13 protein-coding genes are annotated in these 17711 nt (G+C 58.1%); all 13 read right to left on the bottom strand.

Annotated elements, in window-relative coordinates:
- Positions 1-25: 25 nt before the first annotated feature.
- On the bottom strand, positions 26-811 hold the full coding sequence (locus tag AABB29_RS02810) for an L-iditol 2-dehydrogenase (protein ID WP_341368390.1): 786 nt from the start codon (positions 809-811) through the stop codon (positions 26-28).
- Positions 808-1812: an ABC transporter ATP-binding protein gene (locus AABB29_RS02805; protein WP_341368391.1), complete on the bottom strand. Its 1005-nt coding sequence runs from the start codon at positions 1810-1812 to the stop codon at positions 808-810. The genes AABB29_RS02810 and AABB29_RS02805 overlap by 4 nt, the downstream gene beginning before the upstream one ends.
- 12 nt (positions 1813-1824) lie before the next feature.
- Complete coding sequence (locus tag AABB29_RS02800; protein WP_341368392.1) at positions 1825-2655, bottom strand: carbohydrate ABC transporter permease; 831 nt, start codon at positions 2653-2655, stop codon at positions 1825-1827.
- 2 nt (positions 2656-2657) lie between these two features.
- A complete protein-coding gene (locus tag AABB29_RS02795) occupies positions 2658-3524 on the bottom strand; it encodes a sugar ABC transporter permease (protein WP_341368393.1) in 867 nt (288 codons plus the stop codon).
- Positions 3525-3651: 127 nt separating this feature from the next.
- On the bottom strand, positions 3652-4959 hold the full coding sequence (locus AABB29_RS02790) for a sugar ABC transporter substrate-binding protein (protein ID WP_341368394.1): 1308 nt from the start codon (positions 4957-4959) through the stop codon (positions 3652-3654).
- A gap of 94 nt (positions 4960-5053) precedes the next feature.
- Positions 5054-6079, bottom strand: a complete 1026-nt coding sequence (locus AABB29_RS02785) for a LacI family DNA-binding transcriptional regulator (RefSeq protein WP_373636768.1) — start codon at positions 6077-6079, stop codon at positions 5054-5056.
- 325 nt (positions 6080-6404) lie between these two features.
- A complete protein-coding gene (locus tag AABB29_RS02780; RefSeq protein WP_341368395.1) occupies positions 6405-9260 on the bottom strand; it encodes a DUF6519 domain-containing protein in 2856 nt (951 codons plus the stop codon).
- A gap of 32 nt (positions 9261-9292) precedes the next feature.
- Complete coding sequence (locus AABB29_RS02775; RefSeq protein WP_341368396.1) at positions 9293-11356, bottom strand: hypothetical protein; 2064 nt, start codon at positions 11354-11356, stop codon at positions 9293-9295.
- Entirely contained in the window at positions 11353-14046 is a 2694-nt protein-coding gene (locus AABB29_RS02770) for a putative baseplate assembly protein (protein WP_373636767.1), read from the bottom strand. Before AABB29_RS02770 ends, AABB29_RS02775 begins: the two co-directional genes overlap by 4 nt.
- Positions 14043-16511 (bottom strand): putative baseplate assembly protein, encoded by a 2469-nt coding sequence (locus tag AABB29_RS02765; RefSeq protein ID WP_373636766.1) that lies wholly within the window; start codon positions 16509-16511, stop codon positions 14043-14045. The genes AABB29_RS02770 and AABB29_RS02765 overlap by 4 nt, the downstream gene beginning before the upstream one ends.
- A gap of 1 nt (position 16512) precedes the next feature.
- The gene (locus tag AABB29_RS02760) at positions 16513-16878 is read right to left on the bottom strand and encodes a GPW/gp25 family protein (RefSeq protein WP_373636765.1); all 366 of its coding nucleotides are present in this window, start codon (positions 16876-16878) and stop codon (positions 16513-16515) included.
- 13 nt (positions 16879-16891) lie between these two features.
- Positions 16892-17218: a hypothetical protein gene (locus AABB29_RS02755; protein ID WP_341368400.1), complete on the bottom strand. Its 327-nt coding sequence runs from the start codon at positions 17216-17218 to the stop codon at positions 16892-16894.
- Positions 17218-17706, bottom strand: coding sequence for a phage baseplate assembly protein V (locus AABB29_RS02750; RefSeq protein ID WP_341368401.1), 489 nt, complete (start codon positions 17704-17706; stop codon positions 17218-17220). The genes AABB29_RS02755 and AABB29_RS02750 overlap by 1 nt, the downstream gene beginning before the upstream one ends.
- Positions 17707-17711 lie beyond the last annotated feature (5 nt).

Raw genomic sequence — 17711 nt, 5'->3', positions numbered from 1 at the left:
ACTGCGGTCCTGTACTTTATCATTGTCAGCTCAGCCAATTGCCGCCATCGACGTTATAGGTTTGTCCCACCACGTAGCTTGCGTCATCGCTGGCTAGAAAAACGGCCATGCCTGTTAAATCCTCGGCGGTGCCCATGCGCCCGTAAGGGACAGCATCGCCAACTTCTTTCTTCTTTTGGCCGGGAGCTTTGCCTTCGTATTTCGCGAAGAAGGCATCGACCCCATCCCAATGTTCGCCATCAACCACACCCGGTGCGATGGCATTCACGTTGATCCCATGTTCGATCAGGTTCAGCGCTGCCGATTGCGTCAGCGAAATGACGGCTGCCTTGCTGGCACAATAGACAGCCACCAGAGGCTCGCCCCGCCGGCCGGCTTGCGATGCCATATTGATGATCCGCCCTTTTATCCCTTGTCCGATCATGTGTTTCACGGCGGCCTGCAACGTGAAAAGCGTGCCTGCCACGTTGATGTCGAAGACCTGAACATAGTCATTGCGGCTGATCTCGGTGATCGGGGCTGCATTGAATATCGCGGCGTTGTTGATCAGAATGTCGATCTGCCCAAAGGACTTGATCGCGTGTGCAAAGCCGGTGTCGATACTGTCTTGATCTGTGACATCCATCGCGATTGCAATGGCCTGGTCCCCGATCGTTTCATTGATCTGGCGTGCTGCTTGCTGGGCCTGATCAATATCAATATCGGCGAGGGCGACCATCGCCCCCTCGCGCGCGTAGGCCTCAGCAAATGCCAGGCCAATCCCGCGCGCCGCGCCTGTAATCAGCGCGGTTTTCCCGGCAAGCCGCGTCATTCAATCCGCAAACCCTGCGCGTCAAAACGGTGCATCTGATCGGTGCGTGGGTTCAGGTGGATTGTATCCCCATGGCGCAGTGCAACATCACCTGTTGCCCGGACTGTCATCATCTCGCCAAAGCCTGTGTTATGCACGTGCAGGAACGTATCAGAGCCCAGATGCTCGGCGACGCCGACTGTGCCTTGCCACTGACCGTCGCTTTCGACCACATCGATATGTTCTGGCCGGATGCCGATTGTATGCGCGTCATGTTTCGCAGCTTCCTGACCGTCGATCAGGTTCATCTTTGGCGATCCGATAAAGCCCGCCACAAACAGGTTGCGCGGCTTGTGATAAAGCTCGAGCGGAGAGCCGACCTGTTCGATATTACCGGCACGCAGCACAACGATCTTGTCGGCCATGGTCATGGCTTCGACCTGATCGTGTGTCACGTAGATCATTGTCGTTTTCAGGCGTTCATGCAGCTCGGAGATTTCCAAACGCATGCCCACACGCAACGCCGCATCAAGGTTCGACAATGGTTCGTCAAACAAGAATGCGGAAGGTTCGCGCACGATTGCCCGCCCAATGGCCACACGTTGCCGCTGACCACCCGAGAGCTGACCGGGCCGCCGGTCGATATAATCCGCAAGGTTCAGCACCTCAGCGGCGGCATTCACCCGGCGGTCAATCTCGTCCTGGTCCATCTTGGCCATTTTCAACGGGAAGGCGATGTTCTTGCGTACCGTCATATGCGGGTAGAGCGCATAGGATTGGAACACCATGGCTAGACCGCGTTTGGCGGGCACCAGAGTTGTCGCATCCTGACCATCGATTTCGATATGCCCGCTTGTGATATCCTCAAGCCCGGCGATCAGGCGTAACAGCGTTGATTTCCCGCAGCCAGAAGGCCCGACGAATACCGTGAATTCCCCGTCGCCAATTGTCAGATCCAGCGGTGGAATAACCTGCACGTCGCCGAAGCTTTTGGTGACCTGTTTCAGTTGAATTTGTCCCATCAGTCAGGTTCCTTATTTCACCGCGCCAAATGTTAGGCCGCGGACAAGTTGTTTCTGGCTAAACCAGCCAAGGATGAGGATCGGCGCAATCGCCATGGTCGAAGCTGCGCTGAGCTTGGCAAAGAACAGACCTTCGGGACTGGAGTAGCTGGCGATGAAGGCCGTCAGCGGGGCCGCATTCACAGCCGTCAGGTTCAGCGTCCAGAAGGCTTCGTTCCAGGCCAAGATGAAGTTCAGCAGCATGGTGGATGCGATGCCAGGAATGGCCATAGGTGTGAGGATATAAAGCACCTCTTCCTTGAGGGTTGCACCGTCCATCCGGGCGGCCTCTAGGATTTCACCCGGAATTTCCCGGAAATAGGTGTACAGCATCCAGATGATGATCGGCAGGTTGATCAGCATCATCACGATGACCAGTCCGGCCCGGCTATCAAGCAAACCCATTTTGATGAACAATAGGTAGATTGGATAGAGCACGCCCACGGCAGGCAGCATTTTGGTCGACAGCATCCAAAGCAGGATATCTTTGGTCCGGCGCGACGGCACAAAGGCCATCGACCAGGCCGCCGGCACCGCGATGATCAACCCGATAATGGTAGAGCCACCCGCGATGATGACCGAATTCCACAAAAAGCGGGCGTAATTCGACCGCTCCATCACGGTTTGATAGTTCTCCAGTGTCCAGTCAAAGCCAAGGAAGATCGGTGGGCTGGCGATGGCCTGCCCCTCGGTCTTGAAGCTGGTCAGGATCGTCCAGAGGATTGGAAAGAAGATCAGCAGCCCCACTGCCCAAGCGGCAGTGGTGTTGATCAGTTTACGGCGGGATGTAACAGCACGGGCCATGATCAATTATCCAGATTTTTGCCGACGATCCGCATCAGGAAGATCGCAACAATGTTTGCAAGGATGATGGCATAGACACCACCGGCTGAGCCCAGGCCGATATTCTGGCTTTCCAACACACGCTGGAAGATCAGATAGGACAAGGTCCGCGTTCCGAAGGCACCACCAGTGGTGACGAAAATCTCGGCGAAGACGGCCAAAAGGAAGATCGTCTGGATCAGGATCACGATGGTGATTGCCCGGCCCAGATGCGGCAGGATGATATAGAAAAACTGCTTTAGCTTGGGCGCGCCATCCATTTCAGCCGCTTCCAGCTGTTCGCTATCAAGCGATTGGATCGCGGTCAGTAGAATAAGCGTTGCAAAGGGCAGCCATTGCCAGCTGACGATCATAATGACAGACGGCATTGCTGCGTCTGACAGCCAACTGACCGGCTCGGCCCCGAAGAAACGCCAAAGATGTGCAAACAGACCGTTTACGGGGTCCATGAACATGTTCTTCCACACCAGCGCCGACACGGTTGGCATCACGAAGAATGGGGCGATCACAAGGATGCGCACCACGCCTTGCCCCCACATGGGCTGGTCAAGCAGCATCGCCAAAAGAACACCGATCACTACCGTGATGATCAAAACGCTGAGCACGATAATCAAGGTCGTCTGGACGGCGGGCCAAAATGAACTGGACGTTACAAAACGAACGTAATTGTCGAAACCCGTCCAGCCTTGGTCACCGCCACGCAGTGGAAGGTAGGTTCGGAACGAGAACCACAATGTCATGATCAGCGGGACCAGCATCCAGCCCAAGAGCAGTATAACTGCCGGGGCCATCATCAACCGGGCCGCAGATCTGGAAGCCTTGGTAGCCATTGGATGCATCTCCTCCGCTCACAGACTGCGTAATTGCAGTTCTGCCACGATACAGCATTTGAACAAAATTGATAGAAGGGGGTGAGAGAGCGGCGCTTCGGCCGCCCTCTCGGGATTTGAGCAGGGCTTAACGGTAGCCAGCTGCTTCCATTGCTTCATTGGTGATCGCCTGAGCTTTCTCCAGTGCTTCTTCGACAGTCTGCTGACCCGCGTAAGCTGCTGAGAACTCTTGGCTTACTTCAGTTGCGATACCTGCGAATTCTGGGATCGCAGCGAACTGAACACCAACATATGGGCTTGGCTCAACTGTTGAGTCGTTCGGATCAGCTGACAGGATCGAGTCCAGTGTCATCTGAGCGAAAGGCACAGATTGGTAGTTCGGGTTTTCGTACAGCGATGTACGTGCGCCCGGAGGTACGTTTGCCCAACCTTCGTTTTCAGCAACCAGTTCGATGTACTCTTTCGATGTGGCCCACTCGATGAATTGCTTGGCTTCAGCTTCTTGAGCGGTACCCGCTGGGATACCCAGTGCCCAAGCCCAGAGCCAGTTGGAACGCTTGCCCAGACCGTTATCGGGTGCCAGTGCGAAGCCAACGCTGTCTGCAACAGTTGAATCGTCGCCTGTTACGAAAGATGCCGCAACAGTCGCGTCAATCCACATGCCGCATTTGCCTTGGTTGAACAGAGACAGGTTCTCGTTAAAGCCATTGGTGGCGTAACCGGCAGGGCCGCTTTCGTCCATCATGCCTTTGAAGAATGTCAGTGTGTTCGCCCATGCTTCGCCGTCAAAGGTGGCGTTCCAGCCTTCGTCGAACCAGCGTGCACCGAAAGAGTTGGACATCGCTGTGATGAAAGCACCGCCTTCACCCCAACCGGCCTTACCGCGCAGGCAGATACCGTTGATGTCGGCGTCGCGATCAGTCATCGCAGCAGCGGCATCGCGGATAAAGTCCCATGTTGGCGCGTCAGGCATTTCCATGCCAGCGGCTTCCATCAGGTCTGTGCGATACATGATCATGGACGATTCGCCGTAGAATGGTGCCGCATAGAGCGTACCTTCGTGGCTCAGACCACCGGCCATTGCTGGCAGGATGTCGTCAACGTCATACTCGGCGGACAGATCGTCCAGTGGGACGAGCCAGCCATTTGCGCCCCAGATTGGGGTTTCGTACATGCCGATTGTCATGATGTCGAACTGACCACCATTTGTGGTGATGTCAGTTGTAACACGCTGACGCAGAACGTTTTCTTCGAGTGTTACCCACTCAACGCCAATGCCTGTTTCGGCAGTGAACTGGTCGGTGTAACCCTGCATGCGGATCATGTCGCCGTTGTTCACAGTAGCGATGGTGATTGTTGTGTCCTGAGCAAATGCTGAGGTCGCAGTAATCAGCGACATAGCCGTCGCTGCGCGTAAATTGCGCTTGAAAGACATCCGGATCCTCCCTGGTTGGATGTGGTGGAACAACGCTAGTGGAAAAAAAGATGCGCCGTCAACCACTATTTTACGCGCGTAAAGATTGGGTCGGTTAGGCCGAATCGCGCATGATCAGCTTACCATCAAATAGCGTTGTTTTGCGGGCCTCGTCTGCCCCATCGACGGCTGCAAACAAGGTATCAACCGCCTTTCTGGAGATCGCATCATAGTCCTGCGCGATCGTCGTCAGTGGCGGGCAGGTAAAACGCGAGAAAGGATGGTCGTCCTGTCCGGCGATTCGAATCGCACTTCCCTTCTGTCGACCGACCCGAATCCCTGTCTCATAACAGGCCGTTAGGAGCCCAATGGCCAGCCGGTCATTGCTGCACAGGACAGTGTCGGTGATGAACTGATTCGTCACCAGCGCCGCATGTCCCCCTTGCCGCCCGATTTCCTCAAAATCCCACCCGCTGCCTTCGACCGAAACCACATGCGGTTCATGTCCAAGTTGCTTCATTGCGCGCAGATAGCCCTGCCGCCGTTTGTTGGCGTTGGGGTTTGATGGGTTCTTCATCTCGAAAAAGCAGGGTGCGCTGCCGGTCCGGCAAAGATAATCCACGATATGCATCGAGAATTGCGGGTTGTCCGACCCGATAAAGGCTAGCCCGACATCCTGGATGTCGCTGTCGAACAAAACAGTGGGCACCTGGGCGCAGAATTTCTTGATCGCGTCCTTGTTCGAATTGCGCCCCAGCGGTGCCATCAGCACCCCGGCCGGTTTCAGCGAAAGAAGGTTGTCCAGAATATGTGTTTCAAGCACCGGCTGCCCATGTGAGCTGAACAATGTGGGGTGATAACCGGCTGTGATGCAGCGCTGCTCGAGGTTCCGCGCGATTTCTGCGAAGAACGGATCACCCAAAAACGGGACCACGATCCCAATGCTTTTGGTCAGTTTCCGGTTTTGGTTCATCGCGTAGATGTTAGGCCGATAATCATACCGTTCGAGCGCCGCTTCGATCCGGTTCCGGGTCGAAACACGAACGCTTTGCGGGTCATGGAAGTATTTGGACACAGTTGGGCGCGAGATGCCGCTGACAGCCGCAAATTCTTCCATGTTCTTGATTTTGGTCTCGCTCAAGGCCGCTCTCCACTCTTTACCGGCTTCCCAGAGTCGCACGGATTTTGTTTCCGCGAACACTTTCTTAACGCGCGACAAAAAGCAAATTCAAATGTTAAAAATGATGAAAAGAAGCGCCAATTTGCACCAAAGTAATCGTTTTAGATATGAAAATATGGGGTTGAAATGGGTAAAGGCGCGGGATTAACCGCGCCTTATCCGAACTCTCTCTGCCAGTCGAAGGGCCCAATTTCCTCGTTTTCAGGCGAGGATACCACAGACGATCACAAACCGGGTCGAGTCAGCTTATTCATAGCATATTTTGCCCCGCGGTGCCACGATTTTCTCAAATCACCTGCACGTTTACGGCGACAACATAAGGCCTGACGCAACTGCGTGCGCCGTTGTCACGCAGCCTGTACACACCCAGGCCATCTTGCGGGTCGATGGCCGGTACAACAGCAAACCCATGATAGAGCCGCCGTGCCGAATTTTCGCTGATTGTCAGCCGTGTTCCGCGATACCCGTGCTGATAAAGCCCGAAATGCGGCATGGGATTATCATTTGGCGTGCTTTGCGCGGCCCCCGAAATGATGTTTTCGCCGACCGAAGCGCTTTCGACATGCCCCAGAAAAATCCCATGTGCATCTACAGTATCGGCCAAGGGCTGTACCCCGATGACATTGCCTGACACCCGCGCGTTCTGCACAATGTTCGGCGGTTGAACGACCACCCAGTCTGCGGGCACTGGATCAGCGTCAGAGCTGGCAGCAATGCGGATACCGTCAAGCGCCCCATCAATCCGGTTGCCGGTGACTTGTGCCTCATCCACAGAAGCCCCTGCGATCGTGATGCCTTGTGCAAGATAAGGGGTTGTTGCCAGATTGAGTGTTACAAGCCGGGTTTGGCTTGGTCCAATCTGGGCCCGCCCGCTTGTTCCGCGAATGGCCTCTTCCATCACGTTGATGACATGCTGTCGTACTTCTTGGTCGGTTCCCATACGGGACTGGCTGTTTGCGGCCAATGCGCGGTTCAACCTTTGCGTTACAAGCGCATCGGCCTGGGCGTCGATATTTGCCGATTGCCGCCCGCCACTGATGGTGACCTGTTGTTTGGGCGCGTGCAGCTCTGCAAGTGAAAGCTGGGTCATTGGCTCACCGAAGTGGTTATAGAGCTGCACAGTTTTGCCCTGACCAGGGCGCGGTGTGAAACTGATCAACGATTTGCGCAATCGTGCCACAAGCACGGGATCATTGGCGAACCGGGCCCGGACAGCCGCAGCTGGGGCGGGCGTTGGTCCGATCAGATTGTCCTGGACCAGCGCCCGGCGCGCGCCAATAATCTGAACCCCAATCTGGCTTTGCCCGACTTGCATGCGGCAATCGCGCACCAGTACCTGCGCGCGCGGCGCGCTATTGCGTGTTGAGATACAAGCTGCCTGCCGGTCGCGCCCTGATCTGCAGCGCAGTCGTAGCCGTTCGAAACTCGCATCCCCGCAATCGATTGTACTGATGGCCCCAAGCCGGTTTTGTGTCACCAATTGCTCCGAAAATCCGGTTGGCCCGCCATTCAAAGACAAATCCACCACGCGGACCGAGGCGCAATCAACAAAGGCGAAAGCCGCTTCGCCCCTTGCGACGCTGACAATGGTTTGCGGCCCTGTGCCCATGATCGTCACATGGCTTAGTCGGTCAAATACCAAGGTCTGCGGCAACTGGAATTGTCCTGCGCGTAGGCAGATCCGCACTGAACGCCCGGCGGGCAGTTTTTCAACGGCGCCTACCAACTCGGCAGCAGTGCTGACCACGATGGTGCAAAGCCCCGATGAGCTGCGCTGGCAAAGGTTTTCGATCGCCTCTTGCACCGTTTCAGCGCCCATTTGGCAGAGGCTGTCGTCAAAGCCGATATCTTCGGCCTGCAAGCAGGTCAGCGATGGAAATTCCGCCCGTAGATCAATGATGTTGTCCAGCGATCCATTTTGGATCACGCCAAGCGCCAAGGCTGCGCGCCTTTGCCCCCAGCCCATTGGTGGAACCGGGGCCGTAGGGTCTGCCATGGGATATTGCGGCCAGACAATATTGCCGGTCGCGGCCCGCGCTTCAAACACCCAAAAATCGCCTTCGCGGTACGTGCCGTTTGTAAAGCTCACCTCAATCCCGCGCTCTAGCTCGGTCGGTGTGGTCAGCAATGTCAGCCCAAGGTTCGTATTGCCCGCGTGATCCCAGCGCCGCACGCGCGGGCGGACAAGGGCGTTAAAATCGGCGATTGCGGGAGCAAAAGTCACCGTGTCCCCGGCAATGGTGATCCGGTGCAGATTGCCAGATCGCATATTGTAGCTGTCTGCCGCATCGTAAATTTCGACCCAGTCACCGGTTTTAAAGCCAAGCGCTTCGTCATCCCGATCGCCTTGCAGCATGAAATCGCCATCGATGTTGCGCGTCAGCCCGGCCAGTACCGACCCGTTTTCACGTGACCAGACAAAGCGCGCTTGGGCGCGGTTGCCGCCCCGGATGATTTGCACCCGGTAAAGCTGGTTTTCTTGCGATAGATAGCCTGCCTCTGGCGGGATTTCGCAATCGCTATTGGGGGGCAGATTTCCGGCGGGCAGGGTCCGCGCCGTCATTGCCCCTGTCGATGCCGCCCATCCCGGTAGCGCTGGCGGCGCGCCGCAACTGACCGCGGCAATCAAATCATCGCGCTGGGCAGCGGTGAGATCAACCGGATCGACACCGACACGCCAACCCGCTTTGATCCTGGTGGCCGTATCAATCCCACCAAGGGCCGGATCGGCCAATCTGCTGTCATCGCGTGCCGTCACGTGTTGGTGGTTTGCTTCAAGATAGACGATCACCTGCGTGCCGCTGCCGCCCGCATCGGACAGCGGCGGGACTGCGACATCGCCGCCTTGATCGTCATAGGTTGTATCCTCTGGGTTCTCGACCAAGGCGCCATCTAAATAATACCGCCCGGCGCCGACCCCAAAACCACCCGGACCGCTGGTGATTGCAAAGCCACCACCCCCTTTGGCTGTGCCGGTTGGGCCAATGACATCGGCCAAAGCCGTTTCAGCCCGGTCCAGAGTGAGCAGCACCTGTTCGTTCCAATCGGCATCCGTTTGCGGCCGACCCTGCTGCATGAGCACGCCTTTGTAATTCTGATGTGCCCCGTTCGGGGCGGTCCAGCGTGAAAAATCGCCTTTCATTTTTGTCCCCTCCTTATCAAATCAATGTTGCATTATGTCTCATGGAAGCTGCCTGCGGCGTGCCCAAAGCGCAGAAAATCGTCGATCGAGCGCCGGATGTTATCTGCGCGCGCACCCCACGCCGCGCGGTTATAGGCGCCCATCTGGTCGCTGTTTTCGGCCCCCCGCAGGATCGCTTCGTCACTGCATGCGGCCAGCGTCATATAGGCTGGATCGCTGTAGCGCGTTGCCTCCAGCACCGGTGCTGGATCGCGGACGCATCGGTAGAGCCGGGGCACCTGAGCGTCGGGCGGCACATAGGAAAAGCGGATACATCCGACTTGCCTGTAAAGGGCTGCAACCGCTGGCGCATTTTGCCCAACGAAAAGCGTATCTGAGGTCGCAAGCCGTTCATCCGTTCCGATTGCCACGCCAAAGCCGGTGGGCCGTACCCGCGCCCCATCGGCAAAGGCTGATGTCTGTACGCGCCCATAAATGGTGCATCGGTCAAAGCTGACATTTACCCGCTCTGCCCCTGTTGCGGTTGAGAACGCCATCGCCGCAGCATCACCTGCATCGAGAATGCATTCGCCAAGCCTTACATCCATGTCTTCGGCGACAATGATCGGCCCGCTGATCGTCCGGTCGATGCGCAAGGCAGCCCCGACCATTTGGCAATCAAGCGATGTGGCGCCAGGATCTGTTGCGACGCCGCTGGTATCCAGCGCATGACCGGGCACAAAGGTGCAATCCGTGATGCTGAGCGCAGCACCGCTGCCGGTGACGGTGATTCCATCGCGGGTGAAACGTAGCCCGTTCAGCTGTACGCTGGCCCCTGCGCCCAAGGCAAATTCTAGCCCGCCCGCCCCGATGGTGACCGTGGGGAAGGCACCGTTTTGCGCGACAAGTCGCAATGTCTCGCCCGCCGGCACCGTTACGGTTCCGTTGGCCCGGTAATGGGTTGAGCGCGCCAATGCGAAGTCTCCGGCGCCGTCAGCCCCATTGATCACGGCGGTTATTTCATTGGATGGGGCAATGGTGGTTGGTGCCGCCAGCGTGCCGATGGTTGCTGCCCGGTCATGTTCGCCGCCCCCCAGCTCAAGCGCTTGGGCAAACTGGCATGACACATCCACTGGTCCTGCCAAATCAGGATCAATCACCAATCGGCCCAATTCTGGATCAATCAAAGTCAGCCCGGCAATGCCGCCGGTCCGGGTCCAGTCCGGTTCTGGTGCGCCTGGTGCGCTGCGGCTGCCCAAATTTGCGGCCCTGACCGTCGTTGGATCAACTTCAGTTCCCCCAACCCAAATCCGCATTGATTTGCCGTCACCGACGTAAAGGGTTGGATCCTCGGCCATGACGGATCGCAAGATGGCGGCAGGGTGGTCAAGCCCGATGCTTGGGTCTGTGCGGGTGAATAGCTGCGCGTCACATCCCAGCGGATGAAATCTGAAATCCCGTCGCCCGGTGACCGGCAAAACCCGGTGTTGAGTGATTGGTGCAGGGCGCAGTCGCCAAAGGTAAAGCCCAATATTGCCAAGGTTCCAGCGCCCGCCATGCGTATTGATACGCCGTACCTCGATGTTGCGGGCGCTTTGTTCAAAAGCGGTGCCCAGCCGTGCCAGATCGGGTTTGGCGCGCATGTCGATACTGCGCCCCATGGACAGATGCGGCAGGCGCATGGTCTGGGCATGGGCCAGCAATTTCCAGAAAGCAACCGCGTGCACGGGCCAGCCTGAACTGTCCGAGGCTGCCTGTTCCAATGCGCCAAGCGTGCCTTTGCGTGCCCGCAGCTCCAGTGTATTCGCCACCCGCGCACGCATGTCGATGCCTTCCGGGATGTCTGCCAGACCCCGCACGCCCAAAAGTTCACCCAGATAGGGGATTACCCAAGGCGCGCAGGTTTCGATAAACGCGTTGTCATAATGATCATCAAGCCCTTCATCGACGATCTGTGCTTCGCGCGCGATGAGCGAGGCCAATGTGCGCAGTGGCCCGAAATCTTCGATCTCGCGTGGATCGCCCGCGGGTCTGTGTTGTCTGCCCGCCTCGGCATCGGCGATACGCAGGAAAGCAGGGAGAAGTTCAAACAGGCGGTCGGTGGATAGATGGGTCATCCTTTTTGCTCCAGCCATGTTGCGGTTATATCAATCGTCAGCAGTTCTGCCGGGGCGGGGATTGTGCCATCAAGTGACGGTTGCGGGCGGGCCGAGCCAAGCATGTCTTCAAGCGTTTCTGGCTGGCCGCTGCGGTAAAGTGCATCAAGATCAACGCCGTCGACCCCGTCGACATCTTGCAAAACGGCGATGACTTGCGCCCGGCTGGTTCCCTGCCCAAGGTTCCGCGCGGCAAAGCTAAACGCCGCCTCAAGTGCCGCAAGCCCCGCTGCGATGACGTCCTCGGCCAGATATCTTTCGTTGATGTACAGCCCTGCTTTCACCACAAAACCGGCGGGAGAATAGTTGCGCACGGTGACCCGCAGATCCGCCTCACCTGCAGCGGCAAGCGCGTCGCGCAGGTTGGTCATGTCATCCCCGTCTTCGGGCAAGATGGCCCCTGCTTGTCCGGCGACCGTCACAAAGATCGGTTTGGCAAAGCCGTCAAATGTCCAATCGGCGCGGGCTTTGGCGATGGCTGCAAAGCCGCGCGCAAAATCCTCATAATCACGCAATGAAACGGCCCGCCCGAGCGTCAGTACCTTGAGCGGCGCGTTGACCCGCGCATCTTCCAGCGCTTCGGCATCGGCGGCCCCCGCAGGTGCCAGCGGGTTCCAGACCGATTTCAGCCCGGCCGGTTTGCTGGCGAGCAATGACAATTGCCCAGCTTCAAGCATCCCGTTCATGCCCGCCCCCTTACGGTAAACCGCTTCGATGTTGTCTTGTCCGGTTGCCGGGCGCTGCCCGTTGATGCCGTCGCCAAAGATGATCAGGGCTGTTCCATCCTCGGTGATCCGAAGGATGTAATGCCGGTCTTCGCTGCCACTGGCGCGGAAGTCGTCAACCAGATCCCAAAGCACCCCATGCACGCGCACCTCAAGCGCCGGGACCATGCCTGAGCTTGTTTTGCCCGCCACATGGGTGAGCGGCGCGGCTTTCAGCGGATAGGTGGCAAAGGCTTGGGTGGCGTCCCCATCCCCCAGAATTTCGGTGACCGTTTCACCATGCGTGGCCTCGGCCACATTGGCATTCAGCGTGACCGTCTCGCGCGCATAAGTGAATGCGGGTTGCCGGGTGAATGTCAAAAGAGCAATGCCGTTTTGCACGGTGTTATCTGCGATTGTCAGCAATTCTGATTGCATGACCCCGGCCAGATCGGCCCGTTCGCCAGTCAGTGCGATGGTTTTGCCGGGAAGCAGCGCAGGCTCGGCAGTGCCAAGTAGCAATTGGTCCGCATCGGTGATGTCATTGGCAGCGCCCACATCTCCTGACACCGGCAAAGGTGCCAGATCAAGTCGTTTTGGCGCGGCAAAGACTGAGGTCCTCCGTGTTTTGAAAACGGATGTAGCTACACCGCCATCAGGGCCGGTCAGTGTTGCGTCCAGCGTCAATCGGGTGACCTTGGCGGACATCCCGTATGCCTCAACCGAGATCGCGGTCGCGGCATAAATCTCTGATATGCCTTCTTTACCGGAATCTCGGACCAGCGCGTAGGACCCAGGTACGATCTCTGGATATTCGCGATCCAGATAGACAAACACCCGGTTTTGGGGGGGCAAATCATCGTCGACATGTCCACGGGTTTCAGTAATCGCCCCGGGCGGTTCAGCGGTTTGATCGGCGGGCGGTGTTTCTTCAAGTGCCAAGGGGCTGGGTTGCGTCACAGCGATATTTCCGAAACAGCCCGCGCGTACCTGCATCAGGGCTGGCAGGATCGGCTGCGGTGCGCTGGTGCTGGCGATTGTGCCGATGGCCGTCGTCAGCGACGCGATTGAGATATTGTTGGACGTGGTCGCTGTGGTCAGCGCCGAGGTCGACCATCCACCGGCCCCCAAGGCAAGCGTCAATGTGGAGGTGGTGAGGGCCGTGCTTGTATTCCAAGATAGAATAGGTGCCATCATCACGAACATCACGGGGGCCGGTGCGGTTGGGTTTTGCGATAGCGCAGCCAGCCGGTCCCCATTATCCAAAACTGTGATCCCTATGACATTGCGCAGGAACCCGTCCTGCGATCCGTCGGTGAAGGCCTGCGGCACCTCATCTTCCAGGAACATGATCGGATCGCCGGGCTTGAGTATTGCGGCATCTGCCGTCAGCCGGACAGATGTGCTGTTTGCATCCAGTTCCTGGTCGTCAAACATGCGCGGCTGCAGCGCGTTCCATCTGTGATGGGCCACCAGTGGTTCGACCGTTTCAAAGATTTGGGGCAGCTCGCCATCGCGGGGGATCGAACGGACCTGCAGACCAGCATCATATTCGAGCGGCGCATCTGGCGCGTCTTTGTCTTCGGCGATAAAGGCCATATATGCAGCTGCCGCTTTGGCCGGGGCGAGTTCGTAACCGATTAATCGCGCATGGGCCCGGAGGCTTTCACGTTCGGTTGCTGTGCGCAGATAGGCCTCATTCGCGTTACGCTCGCCATAAAAGGTTATGGTATCCAGAACCGAGGCCCAAGCATCAAGAAAGCCAAGCGTGATGTCCCCATGTGCCTGCGCGCCCAACCCTGCCAGCCCTGGCCGGTTGGCATCCGCCAGCCCGCGCTTCATTGCTGTATAAAACTGTGACTGCGTGCCGATACGCACGGCGATTTGATCAAGCCCCGGCCTGTTTTCAATTGCAGTAGGGGTTGGTTTGCGTGCTGTATCTGTCATCTGCCGCCCTCCGCCGTGATCGTCAGTCTGCCCTGATCGGGGTAGTTGGGGTCATTGGCCAACACAGGGATTTCTCGGGGTCCGAATGTCAGAAGGCCTTCGTCGATGGCCTGTGTTGCATTTGCCGCCGCGCGCCGAAAATCCAGCACATGAATGTCCCGCACGCCGGGTATTGCCATTGCCTGCCGATAGATATGGGACAGATAAATACGCGATGAGAAGGTGACATTGTCGGGGTGAAAAAAGGCCTTTTCGCCGTTGCGTTGATATCCTGTCGAAAATGCCTCTTGCAGCGCGTCTTCGACATCTTCGGCAAAGTGATCATCTGCAACGCAGGCCTTCAGCGCCACCGTGAGCGGCACATAGATCGGTGCGTCGATGGTCACATCATGCCCCATCATGCGTTGCGGCTCGATGTAGTTTAGCAGCATTTCCTTGAACGCGTCATCCACATCCATGCTGCCAATGCGGTCGACGGACAGGAAGATTGCGGACCAGCCACCCAGCCAACGTTTGCGCGCATGGGCGCGTTGCACTTCGGGGTGCGCGTTCAGCAGGTTTTCATAATCTGCCAGCGTGACGGCCCGCTGCTGTTTGTGAAAACTGACCGGTGCGCGCTGCCGTACTTCCGCAATCGTTTCCCGCCCCGTGCCACCCGCGGCGGGCAGTGGATTGGTCACTGAGATCACGTTGCCAATCGCCAGCGGCGAGGCGGCGATATGTGCTAAAGCCCCGGCGCCAATGTTACCGCTGGGCCCGGTCCCGATCCGGTAATGCGCTGCAAATTCATCCCCGGCCACCGGGGTTTTTCCATGGGTTGACGATATATCACCGTGGCTGCGTCCAAAGCGCAGCGTTGTCGTCCCGTCTGCAGTCACCTCGGGCACGAAGACCAGCGCGTTTGGTCCGTCTTCCAATAGATCGCGCCGCGCCGCCCAACGATCAGGTTCAAGCGTCGAACTGAGGTAAATATCGGCCCGGGTCTGGCCTGGATCGATCGCTGTGATTTGCGACGCAGGCAGTGTGGGATCGCCGGGCGTGAAAGGACCGGCTGAGAATGTCAGGTCTTTATGTTGCAGCCTAGGTGCAAAGGGGCGGGCACGATCCAATGCCGCCAGTGACTTGGGTGGACCGGGAAGCGCCGGATCGGCGACCAGTTCCGGATCCGTGCGCAGGGGTGCTATGCCCAATGGCTCGTTGTTTTCCAGGGTGTATCCATGATCGGCCACGACGATATTACCCAATATATGGGCCAGTTCTTGCCCTGCGGCGCGTGCACCCACACAGAGTGAAAACCCAAGCGCGTCATTGGCCGCCCACGTAATCCGGTGCACGCGCAGCGGGCTGCCATCCACGATCTCAAGCGGGTCTTCAACTGTTTCAGGGTCTGCGATAAGCCGCACTGCTTGCCGGTGGGTCGGGTCGGCATCCGCGGCCTGGCCTGTTGCTGGATCACGTTCTTCGACGAGGATCAGCAAATCGCCTGCAGACAGAGTGAGAACCTGATCGGGGTCGCGCAACCATGCCTCGGTCGCGCCTTCAGCGAGGATCGCATCGGGGTCACCCCAATGATGCAGCGCGATCCTGTTATGGGCCGGGGTTAGGGTCATGTCGTGCTTGGGCTCAAAGATCAGCGCGCCATTGGCATGTGCCTCTGCCAGCCGGGTCTGGGCCACGACGGGCGCACCAAGGCTGGGCATATTTGTCACGAATGTCAGGTCGCTGGCCGAGGGGGCAAAGGCGGTACTGACATTGACCTGCGCCAGCACACGGGCCGACGCACCGTTATGCATCGCGTACCCGATCAGCTGGGCATGGCGGGCCGCAGACTGGCGCAGCCGCGCGGTTTCAAGGGAATACTCGGTCGCAACTTTATCGAGCTTGTAGCTAAGCTCATCGCCCAAGGCCGCCATCCACTCGACAATGGTCATTTCAAGCGATGCCGGATGCCGTTCGGTCATCGTGGGCGTGGTGACCGCAAGCCGGTCCAGCATCATCGCCCGGTAGCTTTCATAATCACGCGCGAGATAATCAAGCCGTGGTTCTGGGGGCGGAGCTGGCGGCAAGTCTGGATCAGCTTCGCAATCAAGATCCGTGTCGCAATGCACCCGGAACCGGAATGGGATTTCGCGCAGTATTGGATCATAGCCGGGTAGGGCGGGATCGATCACCAAAGTATAGGTCGAAAAATCCCCCTCGCGCGAGAAGGTCAGCAACAGATCATCGCCGTTGGGCGTGATCGTTTCAACGGCCACACCGCGAATGCGATCGCCCCCAATGACCTGAAAATCGGACGGTCCAAGCGCGACATTGGGAACGCCGCCTGCGCCAGGTGTGTCTTTGACGAAACGCAAAATGGCCGCAGCACCTGTGATCTCAATTCCGGCGATCCCGTTTACGGCGGCAGGTGACGCGGCCAGCATTTCGCGCCGTTCGTCCAGAAAACTGCGTGTGCGAAGCGCCATGTTATGCCGCCCCCCTGACGAAGGTCTCAGTTGTGCGTTCTTCATCGCCGACAAGCGCGTAAGTCACCGTGATTTCCAGCACGCCCTCGTCGCGGTTGATCCGCAGGTCATCCAGAACCAGCACATCCGACAGATACCGCTGCACGGCCGAACGGATGAGGAAATCGGCGGCCGTCTCAAGCGCTTCGGAATTGCCGTCAAACAGCATGTCCGGCACGCCTGATCCGAATTCCGGTCGCATCAGCCGTTCGCCTGGCGCGGTAAACAAGACGGCCATCAAAAGGTTGCGGACCCGGATGTGACGATCTTCGGTCGTCCCGCTGCGCCCTGACCCGTCTGGTCCATAAGGATGCGTCAGATATCCCATTTTGCCCCCCTTTTCATTGTCCGCGCACGCGTGATTGCTGCATCACCGCCATCGGTGTGCCTTGCGTGCCCAGCGGTCCGATCGTGATCCCCTGCGATGTGGACAAGAGCGCCGGGCTGCCCTCAATCCGAACCCGCGTCGCGGGGCTTGTCCATTGGACTTGCGTACAGGGCTTCGGCCCGTCGGGCGTGCTAAAGGGGCAGCCTGCAATCATGTAAGTATTTGGCAGGCTGGTGGCCGGTTGCCCCCCAAGCATCACCCGGGTTGACGCCACCGTTGGTGTGGCTTGACCCCCATGTGTGCAGAGCACCTGCGCCCCTTGATGCAGCAGAAAGGACATCAGATCACCTCTAACGCGCCGGAATTGACGCTGACTTGTGGTCCGGTCATTTCGATTTTTGCGCCTGTTGCCCCTTCCAGCGTGATCCCTTGGGCTGTGATCGTGATCTTGTTTCCAGTGACCGTCTCGAGCACGACGGGGGCGGCTGCATTCAGCTCGTCCAGGGTCAGGGTGGCGACTGGGGTTTTGATCATCTTGGTCATCGGCGCTTGCGAAGGGCATTCGCCTTGTCCCCAAAAGCATCCAGACCAGATGGGCACGTCAATCGCGCCGCCTTCAAACTCGACCCAGATATTCGCCCCAATGGGCGGGATCATATAGAACCCTTCGCTTGCGCCCGCATAAGGGACCGATGGCATGGCCCAGTTCAGCGTGTTGGTGCCGTAGATCGCAGGGACCTGCACCTGTAGCCGTCCCATCTGATTGGGATCTATGTTGTTCACGACCGTCCCACGGTATTTGCCGTAAGCCTTTGTTTGCGATGACATATCGT

This window comes from Yoonia sp. BS5-3, from assembly GCF_038069655.2.
Taxonomy (GTDB): Bacteria; Pseudomonadota; Alphaproteobacteria; order Rhodobacterales; family Rhodobacteraceae; genus Yoonia; species Yoonia phaeophyticola.
Note: the sequence above shows the minus strand (reverse complement) of the source record. Positions and strands in the feature narration are given on the sequence as shown.

Coding starts and splice junctions, on each gene's coding strand:
- AABB29_RS02810 (WP_341368390.1), bottom strand. CDS start 811: ATGACGCGGCTTGCCGGGAAAACCGCGCTGATTACAGGCGCGGCGCGC.
- AABB29_RS02805 (WP_341368391.1), bottom strand. CDS start 1,812: ATGGGACAAATTCAACTGAAACAGGTCACCAAAAGCTTCGGCGACGTG.
- AABB29_RS02800 (WP_341368392.1), bottom strand. CDS start 2,655: ATGGCCCGTGCTGTTACATCCCGCCGTAAACTGATCAACACCACTGCC.
- AABB29_RS02795 (WP_341368393.1), bottom strand. CDS start 3,524: ATGGCTACCAAGGCTTCCAGATCTGCGGCCCGGTTGATGATGGCCCCG.
- AABB29_RS02790 (WP_341368394.1), bottom strand. CDS start 4,959: ATGTCTTTCAAGCGCAATTTACGCGCAGCGACGGCTATGTCGCTGATT.
- AABB29_RS02780 (WP_341368395.1), bottom strand. CDS start 9,260: ATGAAAGGCGATTTTTCACGCTGGACCGCCCCGAACGGGGCACATCAG.
- AABB29_RS02775 (WP_341368396.1), bottom strand. CDS start 11,356: ATGACCCATCTATCCACCGACCGCCTGTTTGAACTTCTCCCTGCTTTC.
- AABB29_RS02770 (WP_373636767.1), bottom strand. CDS start 14,046: ATGACAGATACAGCACGCAAACCAACCCCTACTGCAATTGAAAACAGG.
- AABB29_RS02765 (WP_373636766.1), bottom strand. CDS start 16,511: ATGGCGCTTCGCACACGCAGTTTTCTGGACGAACGGCGCGAAATGCTG.
- AABB29_RS02760 (WP_373636765.1), bottom strand. CDS start 16,878: ATGGGATATCTGACGCATCCTTATGGACCAGACGGGTCAGGGCGCAGC.
- AABB29_RS02755 (WP_341368400.1), bottom strand. CDS start 17,218: ATGTCCTTTCTGCTGCATCAAGGGGCGCAGGTGCTCTGCACACATGGG.
- AABB29_RS02750 (WP_341368401.1), bottom strand. CDS start 17,706: ATGTCATCGCAAACAAAGGCTTACGGCAAATACCGTGGGACGGTCGTG.